Origin of the sequence: Mycolicibacterium confluentis (assembly GCF_010729895.1) — a bacterium.
In the GTDB taxonomy this organism is placed as follows: Bacteria; Actinomycetota; Actinomycetes; order Mycobacteriales; family Mycobacteriaceae; genus Mycobacterium; species Mycobacterium confluentis.
Genome location: NZ_AP022612.1, coordinates 4,131,095 through 4,148,334, shown reverse-complemented (window position 1 = coordinate 4,148,334; position 17,240 = coordinate 4,131,095). Strand labels below are relative to the sequence as shown.

The window sequence follows — 17,240 nt, the reverse complement described above, 5'->3', positions numbered from 1 at the left end:
GCTCACCTCGGATGGTTCGGGTTCGGGGGCGGGATCACGCCGGTGACGGCGCTGACGATGCCCAGTGGATCGGAGCGACTGATCGGGAACTCGATGGGGTTGACCAGGCCGATTCCCGAGCAGATCGGCCACTGGGTGCGCTCGCAGAAGTTGTGTGCGTCGGCGAACTGCGTCAGCACCGAGGACACGTTGAGACGGATGCGGCCGCGGCGATCGGGGCCGATGGTGTTCGACAGGTTCTGCATCATCAGCGGCACCAGGTCCATGAACTCGGCGAGTTCGGGTTGCCTGTGGGTGAGGATGTCGCCGACGGCGTTGAGGTTCTCGGCGACCGCGCCGAGGTCTTCGCTGTGCTCGTTGACCACGGCGCTGACCGAGTCGAGCACGGTGCGCAGGTCGGTCATGGTGCCGGTGATGTCCAGGTCCTGGTCGGCCCACGAGTCACCGAGCGCGCCAAGGGAGTTCACCAGGTCGTTGAGGGAGACCTGACGCTGGTTGAAGGCCGTCATCATGGTGTTCAGGTTGCCGACGACGGCATCGATGTCCTCGGCGCGGGCACCGAGGACGCCGGTCGCCGAACTGAGGTTGCGCACCGCGGCGTTGAACTGCTTGCCCTGACCGCGCCACTGGTCGGCGCCCCGGGACAGCAGTTGGCCGAGGTCACCCTGGTCGGGGCCCAGCGATTCGGTCAGCGTGCTCAGGCTGCCCAGCATGGAGTCGAACGTGATCGGTGCATGCGAGCGCTCGACCGGGATCACCTGGCCCTCAACAAGGGCCGGGCCTGTGCCGGTGTAGGCCGGTCCGAGGTCGACGCTGCGGTCGCTGATCAGGGCCGGGCTCATGATGTAGGCGTTGACGTCCTCGGGCAGCGAGACGTCGGAGGGCAGCGACATCGACACCCGCACCGTGGTGCCCTGCGGTGTCACCGCGGTGACGCGTCCGATCGGCACGCCGAGCACCGTGACCTTGCTTCCGGCGTAGATGCCGTTGATGTAGGTGAAGTCGGCGTGCAGCGTGCGGGCGTTGTCGGTGCGCGCGAACACATACCACCCGGCGCCGCCGATGAACGCGATCAGCACCGCCGCGAAGACTGCGGCCCGCCTGGTCATCGGCACGTCCTCTGCACGTTGAGGGCACACAGCAGGTTGTCCGGCATGATCACCGACGGCGAGTTGACGTCGGCCCAGTTGCCGTTGCCGGTGGAGTTGGTGACGGCCCGCAGGGCCGGCGGCATGTTCTGCAGCGTCGCGTCGATGCGGTCTGCTCCGGCCTTCAAAGTGGCTGTCACACGCTGCAACTGACCGATCACCTCGCTGAAGTCCTGCTGTTTGGCGGAGTACACCGCCGCCAGTTCCCGCACCACGGCACGCAGATTCGTGACGATCTGCCCCAGTGCGTCGCGGCGGGCGGTGAGCGCCGAGATGATGCGGGCCGCGCTGGCGGCGGTACCGGTCACCGCGTCGTTCTGCTTGACCATCAGATCCGACAGCGACCGCGAGATGCGCAGCAGCTCGTCGAACTTGTCGCCGTTGCGCGCGAAGACCGCACTGGCGCTGCTGATTCCGGCCAGCGCCGCACTCAGGTCGGTGTTGTCGGCTGGAATCGAGTCGTTGACCGTGCGCATGGCCTCGGTGAGCATGGCCTGGTCGACACCCACCGCGGCGTCCTCGGCCTTGCGGCCGACCTCGTCCAGGCTGTACGGCACCGTGGTGCGCGCCAGCGGAATCACGTTGCCGTCTTCGGGATTGACGGTGCCGGCCGGCATCACGTCGAGGAACCGCTTGCCCAGCACGGTGCGCAACCGGACGGTCGCGGTGGTCTGGTTGCCCAGGGGCTGACCGTCGTCCAGGCGGAACCCGACGCGGACGTGGTCACCGGCCAGTTCGACGTTCTCGACGCGACCGGCGGGCACACCGGCGACGTAGACGGGGTCACCCGTCGTCAGCCCGCTGGCGTTGGCCATCTCGGCAGTGAAGGCGTCGGTGCGCATCTGGTAGGTGAGTCGGGGCAGACCGATCGTGATGAGCATGAGCACCACGAGGCCGATGCTGCCCAGTGCGCCCAACGCGTAGGGGACCGTGGGGTTGTGGCCACGGTCCTTCTTGAGAAGGAACATGACCGCGCCGACGAACAGGTCGATGAGCTTGACCAGGAACATCATCTAGAGGCACCCCTCGGTGTGTCGGCTTCCGAAGATGTTGGCCTCATGCCGGGCGATCTTGATCGTGAAGTTGCACAGGTACAGGCTCATGAACCCGCCGTAGCTGCTGGCCCGGTTGATGGCGTCCGCGAATCCCGGCAGCCTGCCCAGCAGGCCCTCGAACTCCGGCGTGGTGGTCTCCCAGACGCCCAGCATCGACTTCAGATCCGTGATGGCCTCGCCGTAGGCGGCGCCCGACTGGGTCACGGTGGCGGCCAGCGTCGCGAGCACCGAGTTGCTCTGGTCGAGCAGCAGTTCCAACTGTCCGTCGGGGCCGGTCACTGTGTCGGTCAACCGCTGCAGGCCGCCGAGCATCTCCTCGAGTTGGGGTTGGCGCACGTTCACCGACTGCATGAGCGACGAGACGTTGGAGATGAGCGTCGTGAAGATCTGCTCGTTGTGCTCCATCGACGAGGTCATGGTGGCGATCTGCGTCAGCAGCGCCGTCACGGTCTGCGCCTGGCCGCTGAACGTCTCGACGAAGCCGCGGGTCAGGGTGTTCACCTGCGCGGGTTCGAGCGCGTCGAACAATGGCTTGAACCCGTTGAGCAGCGCCGTCAGATCCACCGCCGGGGTGGTCTGGGCCAACGGGATCACGCCGCCGTCGGCCAGCAGGGTGGGCGCCTCATCGGTGGAGACCGACATGATCGAGCCGCCCGGATTCGCCAGCGCGATGTAACGCGCGCCCAGCATGTCGCCGTAGCGGACCGCCGCGGTGACGTCGGAGGTCAGCGTGTACTGCGATTTGACCTCGAGTTCGACGTCGGCGCGCGCTGTGCCCTGACCGTTGTTCGCGAACCGGATCGAGTCGACCCGGCCGATGCGAATGCCGTTCATGGTGACCGGGTTTCCGACGCTGAGACCCTCGACGCTGCTGAACTGCGCGGTGTAGGTGTAGGTGCTGCCGCGCACGGGAACCGACAGCGTGTTGACCACGAGCACCGCGCTCGCGGCACCGGCCGCGCAGAACGCGCCGACCTTGGTCCAGGCCTGCCAACGAATCGTCATCCGACCCGCACCTCCGTACCCCGGACCAGCGGACCGAGCATGACCACGGTCGCGATATTGGGCGTGCCCGGCGGCGTGTGGCCGCTCGTATCGCGGTGGTTGAGGACTTCGCTTTCCAGCACCGACAGCGCGTGTGCCTCGCGGTCGCCGCCGACGATCACCGATGCCGGCGCGGCCTCGGCCGGGAACCCAGCGCCGGGACCGGGGGCGGGGCCAGGCAGGGGAGCGACGGGCGCCTCGACCGGCGGGGCGCCGGCGGGCGGAGCCTCAGCAGGCGGCGGGACCGGGGGCGCCGCTGGGGGCGGGGGCGGCACGCCGCCGCGACGCTGGCCCTCGGGCAGGAATGCCACGGGCGCTTGGGACTTCATGTCGAAGTCCTCGGGCACCGGGATGTGCAGCGGGCTCGTCGGAACCGGGTTGAACGGGTCGGAGTCGGCGCAGTGCGCACCGTAGGTGGTGCCGTAGACCGGGCAGTCGGCGGCTGAGTAGGGCATGGGCCCGGCGAACGTCGCGACCGCGGTGATGTTGAACTTGCCGGTGCCGAACGCACGCGACCCGGCGTCGCCGAAGGTCTTGACCCCGGACAGGGTTTCGGCCAGTGCTCCGGGGGAACCCGCCGTCGTCGCCATGATCCGGCCCGCGGAGTCGACGATCCGGATCAGCGACTCATGGTGGTCGGCGACGAACGGTGTGAGCACCGCAGCGAGGTCGGACATGCTCGAGAGTGCGGTACCGAACCCCGCGCTGTCGTCGACCATCCGGTTGGAGACCTCGGTGGCGGCCGACAGGGTGGTCAGGATGTCGGGGGTCGCGGTGTGCAGTGACGACATCACTTCGCGGAACTGCGGTGTGGCGTCCAGGAACTGGGTCATCGTCGGGGTCAGCGTCGCGGAGACGGCGCTGAGGTTGTCGATCGTGGAGCCGATCTGACCGCCGCGGTTGCGCAGCGCCTGACTCACGGCCGTCAACGCGGACTGCATCTTCTCGGGTTTGATGGTCGAGAAGACGTCGACGATCTTCTTGAACACGTCGTAGAGCGCCAGGGCGTCGGCGCTGTCGTCGATCGCGATGGTGGCATCGGGGGCCAGCGGTTGGCCGCTGACACCGTGCGGTCCGTCGGCCAACTGCAGGTAGATGTCGCCGAAGAATGTGCGGGGCACGATGCGGGCCACCACCGAATCCGGGATCAGCGGCATCGATTCGCGGTCGATGGTCAACCGCACCCGCGAGGTCTGGGTGCCGGACTCGATCTCGGCGATCCGGCCGACATTGACGCCGCGGTAGCGCACGGGAGCCGAGGTGGTGATCAGGCCCGCCGAGACGGGGACGCCGACGTACACGTCCTCGGTGGGGTCCAGATTGCCGGTGGCGCGGCCGACCAGAAGTGCCGCAACGCATCCGGCGACCGCGACCGCCAGCACGCCGCGCACCGCGAGCCAGGGCCGGCTGGGGAGAAACGCTCTGCGCCCGGCCATCACACACCCATCCCGGGGATCTCGGGGACCAGGCCCCACAGTGCGAACGTGAGCAGGACGTCGAGCACCCCGATCGCCAGGATGGCGGTGCGCAGCGCGCGACCGGCGGCCTGGCCGACGCCCTCGGGACCGCCGGACGCGAAATAGCCGTAGGTGCAGTGCACCAGGGCCACCACAATCGCGAACACGATGGCCTTGATGCCGGAGTACAGCAGGTCCTGCGGGCTCAGTGCCAGATGGAAGAAGTAGTCGTAGGTGCCGGGGGAGGCACCGTTGAAGAACACCACGACCGTGCGCGTGGACAGATAGCTGGCGAGCAGGCCGATCATGTAGATGGGGATGACGCAGATGACGGCCGCGATCACGCGGGTGCCCACGAGGAACGGCACCGATCGCAGGGCCATCGCGTCCAGCGCATCGATCTCGTCGGAGATGCGCATGGCGCCGATCTGCGCCGTAAAGCCCGTTCCGACCTTGGCGGCCAGGGCGATCGCGACCACGACGGGAGCCAGTTCGCGGGTGTTGGCGATCGCGGCCAGCATGCCGGCCATCGTGTTCATGCCGACGAGGTCAAGGCCGCGTTGGGTTTCGACGCCCAGCATCATGGCCGCCGCGAGCGACATCGCGAAGACGATGCCGATGGTGCCACCACCGGACAGCAGTGAACTGGTGCCGAAGGTGACCTCGCCGACCTGGCCCAGGGTGTGTTTGCGGTACCGCACCAACGCATACGGCAACGTGACGAGCACCTTGAAGTAGAAGCTGACGTGCTGGCCGACAGTCGCGAGCGCCTCGTATCCCGCGCTCGCGGGTTTGGTGACCCGGTGCACCGCGGCCGTGTTCTTCACATACGCCAGAGCGGTCATCGGTAGCTCCCCACCGCAGGCACCACCACGGTGTACAGCGCGGACAGGATCGTGTTGAGGATGAACACCAGCGCGAACGCGAGCACCACGGCCTCATTCACGGAGTCGGCGACCCCGCGGGGACCGCCCTTGGCATGCAGGCCCTTGAAGGTCGCGACCAGTGTCGCGGTGAGGCCGAAGACCGCGGCCTTGACCAGCGCCATGCCGAAGTCGGAGACCCGGCCGTACTGGCTGAAGGTCGCGAGAAACGTTCCGGCAGGCAGGTGTTGGACGCCGATGTGGTACAGGTAGCACGCCAACACGCCGCCGAAGGTGACCATCGAACACAGCGCGATCGACACGATGACAGCGGCGATCAGACGCGGGGCCACCAGGCGCTCGATCACGTCGAGGCCCATCACCTCCATGGCGTCGACCTCTTCGCGGATCTTGCGGGAACCGAGGTCGGTGCAGATCGCCGAACCGGCCACGCCCGCCATCATCAGCGCGCAGACCAGCGCCGCGGCCTGGCCCACGACGATGAACGCGACGACGGCACCGGAGTATCCGCCGGCCCCGATCCGGCCCGCCAGTTCGCCGACCGAGACCGCGATGAAGACCCCGATCGGCATCATCAGCAGCAGTGCGGGTCCGGTGCAGACGCGGCCGATGAACAGGGTCTGTGCCACAAGCTCTTCGAGCGCCAGACGGCGGCGGGCGATCGCGACGACGACACTGGCCAGCGCCTGCACGGAGAACCCGAGCACGTAGCCGCCCTGGACCATGAGGTCACGGACCGGCCCCTTCGATGCCGGCAGCTCGTACGTCATGACGTCCTTCCCGAAAAAGCTCCACTGCGCCCGTGGGTGCAGCCGCTCCGACCCCCCGGTCGTGTGGAGCATGTCACAGCAACGAGGGCCCGCGCAAGCCATAAGTTAATGACAATTCATCCACCGGTTACGTGGCTGTCACGGCCCCTTGGCGAGGGAATGAGCGCCTTGGTTCCCTGTTCAGGCGCATTCTTGGGAGGAATCGCGCCTTTGTCCCCGTCACCGGATGTTGTACCAAATTCCGCTTCGTATGTGGGGGCTACGTAGGTTACGGTGGCGGCCATGTCCTCGGTGCGCAGGCGTCCTCGCGACCGCAAAGCCCAGATCGCGCGGGCCGCGGCGGACGCCTTTGGCGAGTCCGGCTTCCACGCCGTGAGCATGGAGGACATCGCGGGGCGAGTCGGCATCTCGGCGGCGGCACTGTACCGCCATTCGCCCAGCAAGTACCACCTGTTCCGGGACGCCGTGATGGCGCTCGGGGGCCACCTGAGTGACTGCACCGCGTTTGTCGACGACGCCGAGGACGTTGATCCGGTCGACCTGCGCGACCAGATCCTGGCCGCGTTGATCGAGGCGACGCTCGCCAACCGTGGCACCGGTGGGTTGTATCGCCGTCAGGCGCGCTATCTCAACGACGACGATCAGGTCGAACTGGTGGACCAGTTGAAGCTCGTAAACCGGCGCCTGCAGGTGCCGCTTCGCCAACTGCGGCCGGACCTTTCGGGCCGCGATCGGTGGACCCTGTCCTCGGCCGCGCTCAGTGTCATCGGGTCGATCTCGGACCACCACACCCAACTTGGTGCCGGCCAGATCCGCGCCCTGTTGACCAGTCGTACCGCCGACCTGCTCGACGTGCCTCTGCCGCCGGAGAATTCGCATGCGCGGGCCCACGAGCGCGGGCCGGTGGCCGCGGGCAAGTACGAGGCGGTGCTGCAGCAGTCACTGCATCTGTTCCATGACCGCGGCTATCACCAGACCAGCATGGAGGACATCGCGGGGGCGGTCGGCATGACGGCCTCGGGCATCTATCGGTACTTCACCGGCAAGTCCGACATCCTGGCCGCGGCCTTCCGTCGCGTCGCCGACCGAGTTTCGGCAGACGTGTCGAGAATCCTTGCCGCAGAGCCTGATCCGGTACGTGCGTTGTCCCTGCTGGTGGACGCCTACATCGCCAGATCGTTCGAGAATCCCGAACTGGCGCAGGTCTACCACACCGAACGCACCAACCTGCCCGCCTCGGAGAAGCGCGTGCTGCGCAACATTCAACGTGCGACCGTCGAGGCGTGGGCGACCCTGGTCGCCGCGGTCCAACCCGAGTACGACGTGGCCGAGGCGCGATGCGTGGTGCACGCGGCGTTCGCGCTCGTCGTCGACCTCGGGCGGTTGGTCGGGCACCAGGACTCCGACGACACCCGGGCGCGCGTGCGGTCGCTTGTCACGACAACCCTGATCGGACAGAGCGACACGTCGATCGACATCCCTGACGACGACGGCATAGCGGTGGACTTGTCGGCATGACAGGGTCGTGGGCGAACGAAAGTGGCACGTCCTCTGCCGACCGTGCCGGTGAACAGATCAGCTGACCTGCTTGGCTTTTCTTTCGAATGCGTCGCGGTCTGCCTGCGGACGCAAAGGGTTGAGGGCGTAGACCACGCAGAACTGCTTGCCTGACGGATCGGACATGATGACCCATTGTCCGGGATGTGTGGCGAACGAATCATCGACCATTTTCGCGCCGAGTCCCACGAGGCGTTCGATCTCGGCAGCGAGGTCATCGGTGTGGATGTCGAAGTGCACCCCGGGGCGGTCGGAATGCACGTTCTGAACCACGATGCGGAGATCGTCGGAGGCGCCTTCGAGGATGCGGTAGTCGCGGCCACCTCGGGGCTGCACCACCTCGGCATCGAGGGCGCCCGCCCAGAATCGAGCCGTCTCCTCGTGGACGTCCGAGGGGGCGTCGATGATGAACGTACTGAGCAGAATTCGGTGCATTCGGTGCCTCCGATGTGCGTGGGAGGGTCCCACCAGTTGCCGATGTTCTCCGGTCAGGGCAGCAGGGTGGGCATGGCGGCCCATCCGCGTACCGCGGCGGTCTCCGAGGCCACGGCGTTGGGCCAGTCGACCTCCCATTCGGGGAAACGTTTGAGGATCTCCTCGAGTGCGATGCGGCCCTCGAGTCGGGCCAGTGCATTACCCATGCAGAAATGTGTGCCGGCACCGAAAGTCATGTGGGAGTGCTGTTCTCGGTGGATGTCGAAGACGTCCCCGTTGGGGGCGAACCGGCGGTGATCCCGGTTGGCGGCGCCGACGAGCATGAGCATCGCCGAACCCTCCGGTACGGTCTGGCCGTAGTACTCGACATCGCGGGTGACGTAGCGGGCGATCTGCAGTGCCGGAGGCTCCCAGCGGAGAATCTCTTCGATCGCCTGGGGAATCAACGCGGGATTCTCCACGAGATCGCGGCGCTGATCCGGGTGCTCGGCCAGCGTCTTGCCGGCCCAGCCGATCAGTCGGGTGGTGGTTTCCGAGCCGGCGGTGGCGATGACCGTGAGGTACAGGAGGAGTTCGTCGCGGCGCAGTTTACGAACAGTGCCGGTCTCATCCTCGAACTCGGCGTTGAGGAGATCAGTCATGATGTCGTCAGACGGGTGTTCGGTACGCCAGTCGATGAACTCTGCGAAAACCTCACCGGTGGCCAGTCCTTGGACCTTCTGTCCCTGCAGGATCTCTTCACCGTGATCGGTGATCTGGCGTTGCCGGTCTTCGGGAATGCCGAGCAGCATGCCGATGACGCGCATCGGCATCTGCTCGCCGAGGTCGTTGACGAAGTCGAAGCGATCCGATCCGACGAGTGGATCGAGGCAGCGCGCCGTGAACTCGCGGATCTGGGGTTCGAGCGCGAGCACCTTGCGGGGTGTGAACATCCGCGACAGCAGATTGCGATGGATGTTGTGGATCGGTGGGTCCTCGAAAATCAGGGTGCCCGGCGGGATCTCCATACCGGACTTGATGATCTCGAGCACGGCCCCGCGGCCGGAGATGAACGTCTCATGGTCGATGACCGCGGCGTTCACATCGGCGTAGCGGCTCAGGGCATAGAAGTCGTGCTGCTCGTTGTAGTAGAGCGGCGCCTCTTCCCTGATCCGAGCGAACACCGCGTGGGGATTGATGTTCAGGTCGACGTTATACGGGTCGTAGTACAGCGCGGCATCGGTGGGCGCGGCGGTCATGCGCACCTCACTTGAACGTGGTTTTGCCGCTGGCGACGCGTCGGGTCGGTGGTCGAACCGGGCGCGGCGGGACGTGAAGTGGGCACAGGTGATCTCCTGAACGCATGAAAGGTGCTGAGCACCTGCTTAGCAGACCGGTGGATCCCCGGTCAAGGATGTCGGCGCAATCGGGCATAAAACTGACTGGTGCACAACGCTTTCCGTGAGACGTTCGCGAATCGCCTGTTTTCCGGGGTTCCAAGAGGGGTAGGGTCGCGAACCAGTCCTGTCGGCGGCGGAGGGAAAAGGCGTGTCTGAGTTACGTTTTGATGACAGGGTTGCGATCGTCACCGGCGCAGGTCGTGGGATTGGCCGCGGTCACGCACTCCTGTTGGCGCAGAAGGGTGCGCGCGTCGTCGTTGCGGATTATGGCGTCGACCCCGAGGGGAACGGTAGGTCGTCGGTCCCTGCGGACGAAGTGGCCCGAGAGATCCGGGAACTCGGCGGCGAGGCCATCGCATGTTGTGTGTCGGTGGCAGACGAGCGTGAGGCGACCTCGATCGTCGATTCGGCACTGGACACCTTCGGCCGGCTCGACATAGTGGTCAACAACGCCGGTATCCACGACCCCGCGGACTTCGAGGCGCTGTCGCTCGACCAGTTTCGCAGCATGCTTGACGTGCACTTCTTCGGAACCCTCTACGTCATCAGGGCGGCGTGGCCACACTTCCGGTCGGCCGGCTACGGCCGGATCGTCAACACCGTCTCCGAGGCCATGCTTGGCGGAGTGTCCGGGCTGACCAGCTACGCGTCAGCAAAAGGCGCCGTGTACGGACTGACCCGAAATCTGGCGACCGAAGGACTGGCCGACGGCATCCGGGTCAATGCCGTCGCGCCGCGCGCTTACACGCGTCTCTCGGCCGACCACTGCGACAGTCTCTCGTCGCTGTACGGGATGTCGCCGGAGAAGATCGCACAGGTCAACGCCAGTATGCCGCCCGAATTGTGTGCACCGGCCGTGGCATATCTGGCGCATGAGGTGTGCCGTCTGAACGGGGAGGTGCTGCAGGTCGGAATGGGCGGTGTGGCACGACTGGCCTTCGTCGCGGCGAAGGGCCTGCGTCGCTCCGCGCTGACGGCGGAGACCATTGCGGAGAACATGGAAGCGGTGCTGGACGTCGATGGTGCCGAGGTTCCGTCGACCGACGACAAGTTCAGTGCGCTGCGCTCACAGTGACGAGCGGCCCGGCATGGTCGCGCGAAGAATTTTCAGGCTCCGGTGAGCCGCGGGCGGTCGGCGGTGAGGGACTGAGCGTGCTCGAGGATTCGTCCGCGCGCCTGCGGTTTTGCGACGGCGAGCAGGCAGATGTCGAAGGCATGCAGCGCACCTGCGCGTAGTTCGGCATCGTCGAGGTCGCCGGCGGTCCACCGACGCTGCAGATGGAACAGCACCATCGCGGCATGCTCGGCCAGCAGTGCCGGTTCGATATCGGCCCGCAGTGCCCCCGCTCTGGTGGCCGCGCCGATCTCGGCGACGATCAGGTCCCACCCGGTCCAGCGGACATTCACCAGGTCAACCAGGCGATCGTCCATCACGACGGCCCTGACCACAGCTTTGGGCACTTCGGCCACCGTCTTGTCGATCGAGACGGCGATCGCCTCCCAGATCCGTTCGATCGGATCAGTGGCGGTCAGGTGGTGAACGGCGACGTCAATCGAGTCCAATGAGCGTTGGACCAGCGCGGTCAGCAGGCCGTCCTTGTCGCCGAAATGGTTGTAGAGCGTGCGGACGCTGACGCCCGCCTCACTCGCCAGTCGGCGCATCGAAAGCTGCTCCACGCCGTGAGCCTCAATGAAGGTCCGCGCGGCGTCGAGCACATGTCGACTCGTCCGCTCTTGAACCCTGGACCCCATAACGAAAACCCTAGTCAATGGGCTTGCCTCGCTGCCTGCGGGCCGCTTTTGCCACATCGGTGCAAAAGTACAACACTGTTGCAAAAAGCGCGGTAGCGTGCCTAACATCGCCTCAGGGGATCGCCCGAGCGTCAGCCACGTTGTGCGGCGCGACGGCCCACAGTGACGCAACAGATTCAAGGGGGAAGGTCATGTCGCGCGATCAGTCCGGTTCTGTCGGAAGGGAAACCGATCACCAGCGCTACGTGGTGATGTCGATCGACAGCCACGTCGGCCCGTCCGTGAAGGACCAGTTGCGCCCGTACTGCGACGCCAAACACCTCGATGACTTCGACCGCTTCGTGGCGGAGATGGAGAGTCAGGGTCTGTTGAGCTGGCGGTCCTCCGAAGCCAAATCCGGTGGGAAGCAGAGCTGGTCACTGGGCAAGTCGCAGGCCGAGCGGGGCAAAGATCAAGTCAAGAAGCTCGGCGAGGCCGAAGCGGAGAAGTTCGGCAAGCAGGCAGGCATTCGCAATGCCGATCAGGTCGGTGCCCGGTTCCTGCAACGCAGTTACGAGCACAGCCTGGCGCCCGGATTGCAGGACCACGACGCGCGTATCGCCGACATGGACGAGCAGGGTGTGGCCGCGGACGTCATCTTCCACGGTGGGCTCAACGGCCAGTCCATCCCGTTCTCGACCACCGGGCTCATCAGTTGGGGCGACACCGCCTACGACTATCTCGAACAGGTCGGAGTGCGGATCTACAACCGGTGGCTGGCGGACTTCGTGTCGCTGGCGCCGGAACGGCACGCCGGCATCGCCCACATCCCGATCTCGGATTTGAGTGCATGTGCCAAGGAGGTGGAGTGGGCGGCTGAGGCCGGCCTGAAGGGAATCAATCTTCCAGCGCCGCGGGGCGACTTCCCGATGCTCAACGACCCTGCGTGGGAACCGCTTTGGGCAGCCTGTAACGACACCGGCATGTCCGTCAACACTCATGGTGGCGGCGGAGAGCACTACCCCTACGAGGGGCAGGGCGCACAGATGATGTACATGATGGAGACGCCGTTCCGGACCCGTCGCGGGCTGTGGGTGATGATCTTCAGTGGCGTTTTCGAGCGCTATCCCAACCTCAAGCTGGTGCTCACCGAGCAATGGGTGGATTGGGCGCCCGCCGCCATGGCCGACATGGACGGGCTCTACCACGGTCCCACCGGCGCCGCCATCCGCGCCAAGCTGCCCAAGCCGCCGTCGGAGTACTTCCGCCAGAACTGTTACATCGGTGCGAGTTTCATGTCCAATGGGGAAGCCAAGCTCTCCGTTGAACACGACCTGGTCGACAACGTCATGTGGGGCGACGACTACCCGCATGCCGAGGGGACCTTTCCCGATACGCGCGAGGCGATGCGGTTCACCTTCTCCGACATCGACCCGAAGTACACGCAGAAGTTTCTGGGCGAGACCGCGATCGACCTGTACGGCCTCGACCGCGACAAGTTGGCCAAGGTGGCCGAACGGATCGGCCCGACGGTGGCCGAGGTCGCCACCCCTTACGTTCTGCCCGAGGATGCCGTGGTGGGTCTCTACGCCTTCCGCACCGGGCCCGGCATCTTCATCTGATCGGGTGCCGGCCGGACCGGCACGCCGTGCGAAACCCCCTGTCTGCGAGGAGATCACTGCCCACCATGGATGATTCCACCGGTCTGAAGTCACCATGCCGCCTGGTCACTGCCGAGGAGGTCGAACACCTCCACGAGCACGGCTGGGTGAAGCTGAAGCGGTTTGTCGACCCCGATGTGCTGGCCAGAATGCTGGAGCTCGCTCAGGCCAAGATGGGGGAGGACGCCGACAGCAACCCGCTGAAGGCGGGCATGACGGTGGGTTCAGACGGTGCGGCCAAAGGAGCGCTGGCGTACTTCAACGCCGAGCGAAGTGGTGGGCTCTCCAATCCCGTCCTGCGGCCCCTGATCGACGAGATCGGCAAGAGTGCGACGAAGCTGCTGGGTCGGCGCAACAATGCCGGAGCGCCCGTCGGGATCAGGTACTACAACGACTTCTTCGTGCCAAAGCTGCCGTCGACCAAGTCCTCTCGGCACGGTGGCAACGGCGCCACGGCGTTCCACCAGGACTACATCACGTTCGCGGTGGACCGTACCGGCGGCATGACGTTCTGGATTCCCTTGGAGCCGTACGGTCCCGACGCAGGCACGATGTCGTTCGTCAGTGGATCGCATCGACTTGGAGTCCTCGGTGACTACACGACCTACGGCGGAAGTGATGCGCTGGCCGTCTTCCCGGAGCTGCGTGATCTGGAGATGAGCGAACAGATGACCTACGAGCTGGGCGACATCACCGTGCACACGCACCTGACCATCCACGGTGCAGGCGCCAACATGATGGACCGGCCCCGCTGGGGTTACCTGCTGGTGGTTCAGCCCGAAGACATCTGCTGGAACGGTTCGCCGTGCCCGAACTTCGACACCACAGACATGGCGCCGTGGGAGGCGCTCAACGACGAGCGCTTCCCGCTGATCGGCTGAAGGACATTTCCTTGACGAATGGGCTGCCATTCCCCAACCGGAACTTCATGCAGGTGTGCTGGTTGGTTCCCGACCTGAACAAGGCCATCGAATCCTGGTCGCGCAGTGCCGGCGTCGGACCGTTCTTCTGGTTCGACGGCGTGGACTGCGTGGACGGCAGGCATCGCGGAGCCCCCGCCGATTTCCCGACGGTGACCGCGGCCATCGCGTATGCGGGCGACCTGCAGGTCGAACTGGTCTGCCAGGACAACGACGAACCGGGAGTGTTCCGGGACGTGTTCGGCAGGGGAGAGTCCGGCCTGCATCACATGGCACTGGTCTGTACCGACTACGAGGCCGAGCGCGACGCCTACATCGCCGGCGGAGCAGAGCTCGCGTTCGAGGCTCGCATCGGCAACAGTCGAACGTGTTGGGTGGACACCACGCCCACGCTCGGATTCATGGTCGAGTTGCTTGAACCGAGTCCGGTGCGGGAGGCGGGGTTCGCCGCGATGCGCGCCGCAGCACAGGCGTGGGACGGCGTCAACCCGATCACCCGGTTCTGAGCCGGACCCGAACCGATGAACCGCACCGAACCCGCATCGACGTTCCCGAGACTGTTCGCCGAGGTCGTCGCCGCGCGCGCGGACCACGCCGCGCTCATCCATGCCGGAGAGACGCAGACCTACCGTGATCTGGACCAGCGCTGCGCCAGGATGGCTCGCGCATTCCTGGCCAGCGGTGCCGGAAAGGGCACCCGGATCGCCATCCTCGCTCCGGACAGCGCGCTGCTGCTCACCGCGTTCTACGCCGCGCTGCGCATCGGTGCGCTGGTCACCCCGATCAGCACACTGACCACGCCAACAGAGCTGGCGCACATCGTCCGTACCAGCGACGCGCAGATCCTGATCGGTCTGCGTCGCTTTCTGTCCCGTGACTTCGGGCGCAACATCGAGGCGGCCCTGCCGGGGCTGGACTCCGCGAACCCCGCGGCGTTACGCCTGCCCGCGGCGCCCTATCTGCGGTCGGTGTGGCTCGACGACTGCGCCGGTCTGCCCTGGGCGCGTTCGATCGAGGACCTCCTGGTGCGCGCCGACGGACCCGACGCGCCGGATACCACGCTGCTGGCCGCCGTCGAGGACGAGGTGGTGCCCGGTGACGACGCGTTCGTGGTCTACACCTCGGGCAGCACGGCCGCTCCGAAGGCGGTCGTGCACGGCCAGTGGGCGGTCGCCCGCCAGCCTCCGGTCCTGGCGACCTACTTCGATGTGCAACCGGAGGATCGCACCCTGTCCTTACTGCCGGCCTTCTGGATGGGCGGCATATCAGCCGCGCTGCAGGTCTTGAGCACCGGAAGCACGTTGGTGTATCCCACCAGTCCCGACGTCGACGTCGTGCTCGACACCATCGAGGCACACGGGATCACCAACATCGTCATCTGGCACATGCTGGCAAGGCTGCAGGCGGCGGCCAAGGCCCGCGGCAGCAACCTCGAAAACATCAAGATCACCACGGGGCCGACCCGCGACGAGAACGGCGAATCCATCCCGCGACACCTGCAGACCCGAATGCTCGGGATGTCGGAGAGTTTCGCACCGCACAGCGCGGAGCCGGTCACGCGACGGCTCCCGGAGTCGAAGGCCGGCGCCGCCGGCCGCGCGGTGAACGGGATCGAACGGCGGGTGGTCGACCCGGAGACCGGCCTCGAGGTCGCCCCCGGTGAGGTCGGCGAACTGCACCTGCGGGGCGGCGCCTTGATGACGGGCCTCTACAAGGTGCCCCGCGACGAGGTGTTCACCACAGACGGCTTCTTCCCGACCAAGGACCTTGTGCGTATCGATGCCGACGGCTACGCATTCTTCGTCGGGCGGATCAGTGACATGATCAAGACGAACTCCGCCAACGTATCCCGGCTGGAGGTCGAGGCGGCACTCAACGCGCTCCCCGAGGTGGAACTCGCGCTCGTCACGGGGTTGCCGGACGCCGAGATCGGCGAGCTCGTCGCCGCGGCGGTGGTGCCGGCGGCCGGCCACGCCCCGTCCGAGGCCGACCTGAGGTCGGCGCTGCGCCAAACACTGTCCAGCTTCAAGGTGCCGCGCCGGATCGTGTTCGTCACCCACGACGACATACCCAGGACGCCGACCGGCAAGGTGCGGCTGTTCGAACTGACTGAGATGGTCGCAGCCCACGTGAGCCCAGAACCGACAGCCCATTGCATGGACACAGCCATTGGCGCAGGTTGACCAACACCCACAAGGAGCTTGGCAGATGACCGAACAGGCACAGCGCACGGAACGCGACGACCGCCCTGCACCGGAGCAGATCGTGCTCTACGAGAAGGACCCCAAGACCAAGATCGCGACGATCACGCTCGACCGTGCCAACGAGCTCAATGCGATGACGATCGGGGCCCAGCACCGCTACGCCGACCTGGTGCACAACGCCAGCATCGACGACGACGTGAAGGTTCTCGTCATCCGGGCCAATGGCCCCAACCTGGGCAGTGGTGCCGACCTCGCCGAACTGCTCGACACCATGGCGGGCCGCGGTGAGGGCAGCATGAATCAGGCGGTGCGAGTTCCCGACGACGCCGACGTGACCTACCCGCCGGTGGGCACCTACCGCCGGCGCGCGTCGACCGTGCAGTTCTACACCGACCCCAGCGCCGGAATGCGCAGCCTGCAGGACTTCAAGAAGATCAGCATTCTCGAGGTTCGTGGCTACTGCTACGGGTGGCACTTCTACCAGGCCGCCGACGCCGACATCGTCGTCGCCTCCGAAGACTCACTGTTCGGGCACGCCGCATGGCGTTACGCGGGTTTCGCCGCGCGACAGTGGCAGTGGTGCAACACGATGGGCGCGCGCAAGTTCATGGAGATGGTGTTCACCGGCCGGCCGTTCACCGCCAAGGAGATGTACGACTGCAACTTCGTCAACGCGGTGGTGCCCTTCGAGGACCTCGAGGCGATGACCGACAAGTATGCGCTGGCCTGTTCGCGCAGCCGACCCACCGACACCGTGTTCGCGCAGAAGACCTTCTTCGAGATCTACAAACAGCACCAAGGCGAGTACATGGGCAGCATCGTCGCGGGCCTGCTGGAGTCCACCCTCGACCAACTGATGCCCGATCCAAATACCGCGGGCATGGAACTGGACGAGGACACGCTGGGCAACCTGACCGACACCGTCAAGGACAACGACAGCCAATTTCCCCCCGACTGGCGACTGAGCCGGCGGGGTCGGGCCGCGAACTAGTTCG

16 protein-coding genes are annotated in these 17,240 nt (G+C 66.1%); 7 read left to right on the top strand and 9 right to left on the bottom strand.

Going from position 1 to position 17,240, the window contains the following annotated elements; genetic code table 11:
- Window positions 1-2 precede the first annotated feature (2 nt).
- From G6N34_RS19620 to G6N34_RS19595, 6 genes are read right to left on the bottom strand one after another with little or no spacing between them, the layout of a single operon-like run.
- Window positions 3-1,109 carry an MCE family protein gene (locus G6N34_RS19620; protein ID WP_085150123.1) on the bottom strand — a complete coding sequence of 369 codons (1,107 nt, stop codon included), beginning with the start codon at window positions 1,107-1,109 and terminating at the stop codon, window positions 3-5.
- Window positions 1,106-2,161, bottom strand: a complete 1,056-nt coding sequence (locus tag G6N34_RS19615) for an MCE family protein (RefSeq protein WP_308213230.1) — start codon at window positions 2,159-2,161, stop codon at window positions 1,106-1,108. Before G6N34_RS19615 ends, G6N34_RS19620 begins: the two co-directional genes overlap by 4 nt.
- Complete coding sequence (locus G6N34_RS19610) at window positions 2,162-3,208, bottom strand: MCE family protein (protein WP_085149865.1); 1,047 nt, start codon at window positions 3,206-3,208, stop codon at window positions 2,162-2,164.
- On the bottom strand, window positions 3,205-4,683 hold the full coding sequence (locus tag G6N34_RS19605) for an MCE family protein (RefSeq protein ID WP_085149863.1): 1,479 nt from the start codon (window positions 4,681-4,683) through the stop codon (window positions 3,205-3,207). Before G6N34_RS19605 ends, G6N34_RS19610 begins: the two co-directional genes overlap by 4 nt.
- Complete coding sequence (locus G6N34_RS19600) at window positions 4,683-5,549, bottom strand: MlaE family ABC transporter permease (protein ID WP_085149860.1); 867 nt, start codon at window positions 5,547-5,549, stop codon at window positions 4,683-4,685. The genes G6N34_RS19605 and G6N34_RS19600 overlap by 1 nt, the downstream gene beginning before the upstream one ends.
- Entirely contained in the window at window positions 5,546-6,358 is an 813-nt protein-coding gene (locus G6N34_RS19595) for an MlaE family ABC transporter permease (RefSeq protein WP_085150121.1), read from the bottom strand. Before G6N34_RS19595 ends, G6N34_RS19600 begins: the two co-directional genes overlap by 4 nt.
- A 282-nt stretch (window positions 6,359-6,640) precedes the next feature.
- Between G6N34_RS19595 and G6N34_RS19590 the strand changes: the two genes are divergently transcribed.
- Window positions 6,641-7,876 (top strand): TetR/AcrR family transcriptional regulator, encoded by a 1,236-nt coding sequence (locus G6N34_RS19590; RefSeq protein WP_085150119.1) that lies wholly within the window; start codon window positions 6,641-6,643, stop codon window positions 7,874-7,876.
- A 57-nt stretch (window positions 7,877-7,933) separates the two neighbouring features.
- Here G6N34_RS19590 and G6N34_RS19585 read toward each other — a convergent pair whose 3' ends face one another.
- Both G6N34_RS19585 and G6N34_RS19580 read right to left on the bottom strand, forming a co-directional pair.
- The gene (locus tag G6N34_RS19585; RefSeq protein WP_085149858.1) at window positions 7,934-8,350 is read right to left on the bottom strand and encodes a VOC family protein; all 417 of its coding nucleotides are present in this window, start codon (window positions 8,348-8,350) and stop codon (window positions 7,934-7,936) included.
- Between the two features lie 53 nt (window positions 8,351-8,403).
- Window positions 8,404-9,588 carry a cytochrome P450 gene (locus G6N34_RS19580; protein ID WP_085149856.1) on the bottom strand — a complete coding sequence of 395 codons (1,185 nt, stop codon included), beginning with the start codon at window positions 9,586-9,588 and terminating at the stop codon, window positions 8,404-8,406.
- 289 nt (window positions 9,589-9,877) lie between these two features.
- On the opposite strand from G6N34_RS19580, the gene G6N34_RS19575 reads away from it, so the two are divergent.
- The gene (locus G6N34_RS19575) at window positions 9,878-10,804 is read left to right on the top strand and encodes an SDR family NAD(P)-dependent oxidoreductase (RefSeq protein WP_085149854.1); all 927 of its coding nucleotides are present in this window, start codon (window positions 9,878-9,880) and stop codon (window positions 10,802-10,804) included.
- A 32-nt stretch (window positions 10,805-10,836) separates the two neighbouring features.
- On the opposite strand, the gene G6N34_RS19570 is transcribed toward G6N34_RS19575, so the two are convergent.
- Window positions 10,837-11,481, bottom strand: coding sequence for a TetR/AcrR family transcriptional regulator (locus G6N34_RS19570; RefSeq protein WP_163645451.1), 645 nt, complete (start codon window positions 11,479-11,481; stop codon window positions 10,837-10,839).
- A 191-nt stretch (window positions 11,482-11,672) separates the two neighbouring features.
- On the opposite strand from G6N34_RS19570, the gene G6N34_RS19565 reads away from it, so the two are divergent.
- From G6N34_RS19565 to G6N34_RS19545, 5 genes are all read left to right on the top strand, one after another.
- Window positions 11,673-13,082, top strand: coding sequence for an amidohydrolase family protein (locus tag G6N34_RS19565; RefSeq protein WP_163645448.1), 1,410 nt, complete (start codon window positions 11,673-11,675; stop codon window positions 13,080-13,082).
- Window positions 13,083-13,147: 65 nt separating this feature from the next.
- Complete coding sequence (locus G6N34_RS19560; RefSeq protein ID WP_085149848.1) at window positions 13,148-14,002, top strand: phytanoyl-CoA dioxygenase family protein; 855 nt, start codon at window positions 13,148-13,150, stop codon at window positions 14,000-14,002.
- 11 nt (window positions 14,003-14,013) lie between these two features.
- Window positions 14,014-14,547, top strand: coding sequence for a VOC family protein (locus tag G6N34_RS19555; RefSeq protein ID WP_133057715.1), 534 nt, complete (start codon window positions 14,014-14,016; stop codon window positions 14,545-14,547).
- Window positions 14,548-14,562: 15 nt separating this feature from the next.
- Window positions 14,563-16,224, top strand: a complete 1,662-nt coding sequence (locus tag G6N34_RS19550; protein WP_085149844.1) for a class I adenylate-forming enzyme family protein — start codon at window positions 14,563-14,565, stop codon at window positions 16,222-16,224.
- Window positions 16,225-16,249: 25 nt separating this feature from the next.
- Window positions 16,250-17,236 carry an enoyl-CoA hydratase/isomerase family protein gene (locus tag G6N34_RS19545; protein WP_085149842.1) on the top strand — a complete coding sequence of 329 codons (987 nt, stop codon included), beginning with the start codon at window positions 16,250-16,252 and terminating at the stop codon, window positions 17,234-17,236.
- Window positions 17,237-17,240 lie beyond the last annotated feature (4 nt).